This is a genomic window from Thermodesulfobacteriota bacterium (assembly GCA_040756475.1).
GTDB lineage: Bacteria > Desulfobacterota > Deferrisomatia > Deferrisomatales > JACRMM01 > JBFLZB01.
In genome coordinates this window covers 1-5202 of record JBFLZB010000253.1, presented here as the reverse complement: position 1 = coordinate 5202, position 5202 = coordinate 1, and the positions used below count along the sequence as shown (strand labels likewise).

5 protein-coding genes are annotated in these 5202 nt (G+C 73.0%); 3 read left to right on the top strand and 2 right to left on the bottom strand.

Annotated elements, in window-relative coordinates; translation table 11 throughout:
* Window positions 1-130: 130 nt before the first annotated feature.
* Together AB1578_21765 and larA are read right to left on the bottom strand one after the other, a co-directional pair.
* Window positions 131-616, bottom strand: coding sequence for a YcxB family protein (locus AB1578_21765; protein ID MEW6490526.1), 486 nt, complete (start codon window positions 614-616; stop codon window positions 131-133).
* A 117-nt stretch (window positions 617-733) separates the two neighbouring features.
* Window positions 734-2020, bottom strand: a complete 1287-nt coding sequence (larA, locus tag AB1578_21760) for a nickel-dependent lactate racemase (GenBank protein MEW6490525.1) — start codon at window positions 2018-2020, stop codon at window positions 734-736.
* Window positions 2021-2045: 25 nt separating this feature from the next.
* Here larA and hrpB point away from each other — a divergent pair, with 25 nt between their 5' ends.
* The 3 genes from hrpB to AB1578_21745 all read left to right on the top strand — a co-directional run.
* Window positions 2046-4676, top strand: coding sequence for an ATP-dependent helicase HrpB (hrpB, locus tag AB1578_21755; GenBank protein MEW6490524.1), 2631 nt, complete (start codon window positions 2046-2048; stop codon window positions 4674-4676).
* A 98-nt stretch (window positions 4677-4774) separates the two neighbouring features.
* Window positions 4775-5068, top strand: a complete 294-nt coding sequence (locus AB1578_21750) for a GYD domain-containing protein (GenBank protein MEW6490523.1) — start codon at window positions 4775-4777, stop codon at window positions 5066-5068.
* 9 nt (window positions 5069-5077) lie between these two features.
* Window positions 5078-5202 (top strand): YjbQ family protein (locus tag AB1578_21745; protein MEW6490522.1); only part of this gene is annotated, 125 nt, incomplete at its 3' end.

Sequence of the window (5202 nt, the reverse complement as noted above, 5' to 3'; positions counted from 1 at the left end):
GTGAAAGAGCCGCATTCCCGAGATCTCTACCGTTTCGCGAACCCACACGGATCGCAACACAGCCCGTTTGCTCCTGGCACTGTCAAACTTCGTGGGTCCCCCGCCATAGGCGGGGGGTTGCCCGGTGTACTTACTCGGCGGCGACCGATGCCTTGACAGCCGCCTCCACGCCCGAGACGAAGGCGTCGCGGTCCCCGGCGCTGGCGAACCAGTCCTTCCCGAGGACAAACGCCTGGCGGCGGGTGCCGTAGACCACCACATGACCCGGGGTCTCCTCGATCCGCGCGATGTCCTTCCAGGGCAGGAGCCCCCGGGCCTCGGGGGTCTGGAGCGCGAGGCCCTCTTCCCGGATCTCGTAACGCACCCGGGCCTGGAGGGTGCGGTTTCGCCGGTACTGGTCCCGAGCTCGGCGAGACACGAAGAGGAAGAGAACCACCAGGATGAGGAGGGGCAGCCACCCCAGGGCCGCCGTGCCTTCCAAGGCCGGCCGGCTGGTCCAGTAGAGCCCCACGCCCATGACCGCCATGTGCAGGAGCAGGACTGCCGGCCTTCGATAGAAGAGGCGGCGGCTCAGGCTGACGAAGGAAGCTTCGGAGATCGTCCCTTCCACGATCATGGGCACATCCCCGGCAAAACGGGTGGACGCGGGCGAGGCGCGCGCATCTTGGCACACCCCCTCCGGGCCGGTCAACCGGGGACTCGCCGTGCAATCACCTGTTTGGAATTCGCACTCTCAGGTGCCACCGCTCTTCACCCGCAGGATCACCATGGGCCCGTCGGGCACCACCGCCCACCGGGCGCCGGGCCCGTGCTTCTCCAGAAGGGCGCGAATCCCGGCGCCCACGTCCCGGACGGGGCGGAAGTGGTACCGCTCCAGTTCCTCCGGGGTGAACCCCCCGGTGTACACGTGGACGGTCCGCTCCAGGAGCACCTGGTAGGTCTCCTGGGCGCACCACTGGTCGGGGATGAAGAACTCCTTCTGCATCACCCGGTTCAGGAACGCCCGAGGGGAGTCGACCATCTCCAGGATCTTCCGATACTCGGGGCTCCCGGCCCCTTCGATACACCGGCTCGCCACCAGGATGTCGCCCCCCGCCTTCACCGCCGGGGCGGCGCCCGTGATCCCCTTCACGGTCTGGTAGAGATTGCAGTCCAGCGGCGCTCCTGCGTTGGTCGTGACGATGAAGTCCAGGGGGGCCTCGAGCTCGCGCACGCAGTGTCGCGAGAGGAACGCGCAGCCCTCCAGGTGGGCCGTCACCGGGTGACCCGAGAAGACCCCGGTGACCCGTTTTCGGGTATCCAGGGTCACGTTCACCACGAAGTCGGCCCCAGCCAGCCCCAGCACCTCCAAACCCGCCTCGTGGAAGGGGTTGCCGTCGAGCCTGCCGTACGCGCACCCTGGGTGGGCCACCATCTCGGGGCCGTGCATGTACTGGAGGGTCTCCAGGGAGCTGATGCCGGGCAGGATGGACTTGCGCCCCCCCGAGTACCCGGCCCACATGTGGGGCTCGATAAAGCCGGTGAGCACCTTGCAGTCCGCTTCCACGTAGCGGCGGTTCACCAGGGCGGAAACCCCTGCGCCGATCCGGCCCACCTCCACCATCTCGTCGCGGGCCTTCGAGAGGTGGTCCACCACCGGGTACCGGCCGGCCACCTCGGGGCCCACCAGGCGGGCCCGCTCCTCCTCGGTGGAGGCGCGGTGCATTCCCGTGGCCACGAGGATCAGGATGCGGTCCCGGGGGATGCCTGCGGCCTCCAGGGTCTCCAGAACGGGCGGCAGGAGAAGGGGGTTGGGCACCGGGCGGGTGACGTCGCTGATCACCACGCAGGCGCTCCCTCGGCCCCGGGCCAGGGCGGCCAGGGGAGCACACGCGATGGGCTCGGCCAGGCTTGCCGCCACGGCCCCGCGGGGATCCGCCAGGGGCGGGGCCTCCGACGGGGCCAGCACCCCCACGAAACCCGGGGTCTCTTCGATCTCGACGGGAAGCCCTTCGGTTCCGTACTTTAGGGTCACCAACATGGGGCACCTCCGGCGGAGTGGAACATTGGACAGACCAAAGGGTAGCGGAAACCCCCCCGGGGCGGAAGGCGAAAACCCGAAGAGCTCCCGGCGGCCCGCCCTGCCCGTGGACGGGGCGGCGCCGGCCATCCTGGAAGCCCTGGAGCGCGCCGGCGCCGCGGTGGTCGTGGCCCCACCGGGGAGCGGCAAGACCACCCGCATCCCTCCCCTGCTCCTGGACAGGGGACTGCTGGGCTCCGGGGCCTGCCTGATCCTCGAGCCCCGCCGCGTGGCCGCCCGGGCCGCTGCCCGCCGCGTCGCCGAGGAGCGGGCAAGCCCCCTGGGCGGCGAGGTGGGCTACCACGTGCGCTTCGACCGCCGGGCGGGGCCCGAGACCCGCCTGCTCTTCGTCACGGAGGGCATCCTGACGGCCCGCCTCCAGTCGGACCCCTTCCTCGACGGCGTCTCGGCCGTGATCCTGGACGAGTTCCACGAGCGCAGCCTCGAGGCCGACCTGGCCCTGGCCCTCCTCCGGGAGCTTCGCCGGGAGGTGCGGCCCGAGCTTCGGCTCCTCGTCCTCTCCGCCACCCTGGATCCCGCCCCCGTCGCGGACTACCTGGGCGCCGAGGTGGTGCGGGCCCACGGGCGGGCCCACCCCGTCGAGATCGTCTACCTGGACCGGCCCGACCCGACGCCGGCGGCGGAGCGCGCTGCCGCCGGCATACGCCGGGCCTGGGGGATGCGCCCGGGGGCGGGCGGGGACCTCCTCGCCTTCCTCCCCGGGGCCGGGGAGATCCGCGCCGCGTCCCGCCTGCTGGAGGGCTGGGCTGCCCAGGAGGGCGCGCGGGTGCTCCCCCTCCACGGTGACCTCCCCCCGGCGGCACAGGACGAGGTCCTGCGGCCCTCGCCCGTTCCCCGGGTCATTCTGGCCACCAACGTGGCGGAGACGAGCGTGACGGTGGAGGGGGTATCCGCCGTGGTCGACACGGGCCTCGCCCGGGTGCTGCGCCACGACCCCGGCCTGGGGCTCGACCGCCTCGCGGTGGAGTCCATCAGCCGCGCCTCGGCCGACCAGCGGGCCGGGCGCGCGGGCCGCCTGGGGCCGGGGCTTGCGCTTCGCCTCTGGACCCGGCACGAGGAGCAGGGCCGGCCGGAGCGGATCGAGCCCGAGGTGCACCGCACCGACCTGGGCCACGCGGTGCTGGAGCTCCTGGCGTGGGGACACCCAGACCCGGCCACCTTCCCCTGGTTCGAGGCCCCGGCCCCCGAGCGGGTGGACGCCGCCCTGGAGCTCCTGGGGCGCCTGGGGGCCGTGGACGCCCTCGGGCATCTCACGCCGACGGGGGAGGCCCTGGCCCGGCTCCCCCTGCACCCCCGCCTGGGCCGCCTGGTGGCGGAAGCCGCGCGCCGGGGCTGGGCGCGGGAGGGGGCGCGCCTCGCCGCCCTGGCCGCGGAGCGGGACGTTTGCCTGGCGGGCCGGGCAGTCCTGGGAGGGCGGGGCGCCCAGCCCGCACCGGGGCCCCTTTCCCACGACTCGGACTGGCTCCACCGGCTGGACCTCCTGGAGGAGGCGGCGGCGCACGGCTTCGAGCCGGAGCGCCTGCGGGCCCTGGGGATCGAGCCCGGAGCCGCGCGAGCCGCCTGGCGCGCCGCCGGCCAGGTGGAGCAGACGGCGCAAAGCCTGCCGGAAGCCGTCCCCCGCACGGCGAACCCCGCTCCGGAAGACCTCCTTCGCCTGGCGCTGTGCGCCTACCCGGATCGCGTGGCCCGGCGCCGGAGCCCGGACAGCCAGCGCTTCGTCCTATCCAACGGCCGCGGCGCTTCTCTCGCGCCGGAAAGCGGCGTGCGGCGCGCGCCGTTCGTGGTGGCGGCCCGCCTCGACGGGGGCCGGCGCGGGGAGCGGGCGGAGGGGGTGATCCGCTGGGCGAGCACCGTCGACCCGGCGTGGCTCGAAGGGGTGACAACCGAGCGGGAGACGGTCTTCGACCCGGGCACCGGGCGGGTCGCCGCCTGGGAGCGGGACCGGTACGGGGATCTGATCGTGGCCGAGCGCCCGATCCGGCCCGATCCCGAGAAGGCCCGCCGGCTCCTGGCCGGCGAAGCCGCACGGGACCCGGTCGCGGCTCTTCGCCCCGGCCCGGAGATCCTGGCGTTTCTGGCCCGCCGGTCGTTCCTGGCCCGGGCCGCCCCCGAGCTCGGGATTTCACCCCACGACGAAGCCCAGTGGAGGGCGGCCCTCGAAGAGGCGGCCCGGGGCTGCACGAGCTTCGACGAGCTTCGCCGGGCAGACCTCCTGGGCGCGCTGCGCCGGCGCCTCACGCCCCGGGAGCTCCAGCTCCTGGACCGGGAAGCCCCCGAGCGCTGCCAGGTCCCGAGCGGCAGCCGGCTGCGGCTCGAGTACCCGGAAGACGGCCCCCCGGTGCTGGCGGTGAAGATCCAGGAGGTCTTCGGCTGGGCCCAGGGCCCGCGGGTGGCCGGGGGCCGGGTTCCGGTGGTCCTCCACCTCCTGGGCCCCCACGGGCGCCCCCTCCAGGTGACCTCCGACCTGCGCAGCTTCTGGGAAAACACCTACCCCGAGGTTCGAAAGGAGATGCGGGGCCGATACCCCCGCCACCGCTGGCCCGAAGACCCCTGGAACGCGCCGCCGAGCCGGCGCACGACCCAGCCGCGACGTTGAGCCGCCGCCGGCTTGCCGAAGCGTCCCGGTGGAGTATCTTCCTTCGCGACACCGTGAAACGCGGGCTGCGCACCGCCCCTTCGCACAGGAGAAGCGCCATGGCCACCTACGTCACCCTGCTTCGCTTCACCCAGTCCGGCATGGAGCAGTTCAAGGACATGCCTTCTCGCCTGGACCGGGCCAAGGCGGCCTGTCGGGCCGCCGGGGGCGAGCTCAAGGCCTTCTATCTCACCCTGGGCCAGTACGACGCCATTGCCATCAGCGAGTTCCCCACCGAAGAGGGCTTTCTGCGCGCGTTCCTCACCATCGGCTCCGCCGGCGAGACCAGCATGGAGACCCTGCGCGCCTTCACCGAGCAGGAGTACCGGCAAGTGGTGGCCGGCCTGCCGTAGGACCGTTTCGTGAAGAGCTACCGAAAGGAGCTGTGGTTCGAGATTCCCGCCCGGCGGGGCTTCGTCAACATCACGCCCCAGGTGGAGGCGTGCCTGCGGGAGAGCGGCGTTCGCGAGGGGCTGTGCCTGGTCAA

Excerpts from the sequence above, each read along its gene's own strand:
- AB1578_21765 (MEW6490526.1), bottom strand. The coding sequence starts at position 616 with ATGATCGTGGAAGGGACGATCTCCGAAGCTTCCTTCGTCAGCCTGAGC.
- larA (MEW6490525.1), bottom strand. The coding sequence starts at position 2,020 with ATGTTGGTGACCCTAAAGTACGGAACCGAAGGGCTTCCCGTCGAGATC.
- AB1578_21750 (MEW6490523.1), top strand. The coding sequence starts at position 4,775 with ATGGCCACCTACGTCACCCTGCTTCGCTTCACCCAGTCCGGCATGGAG.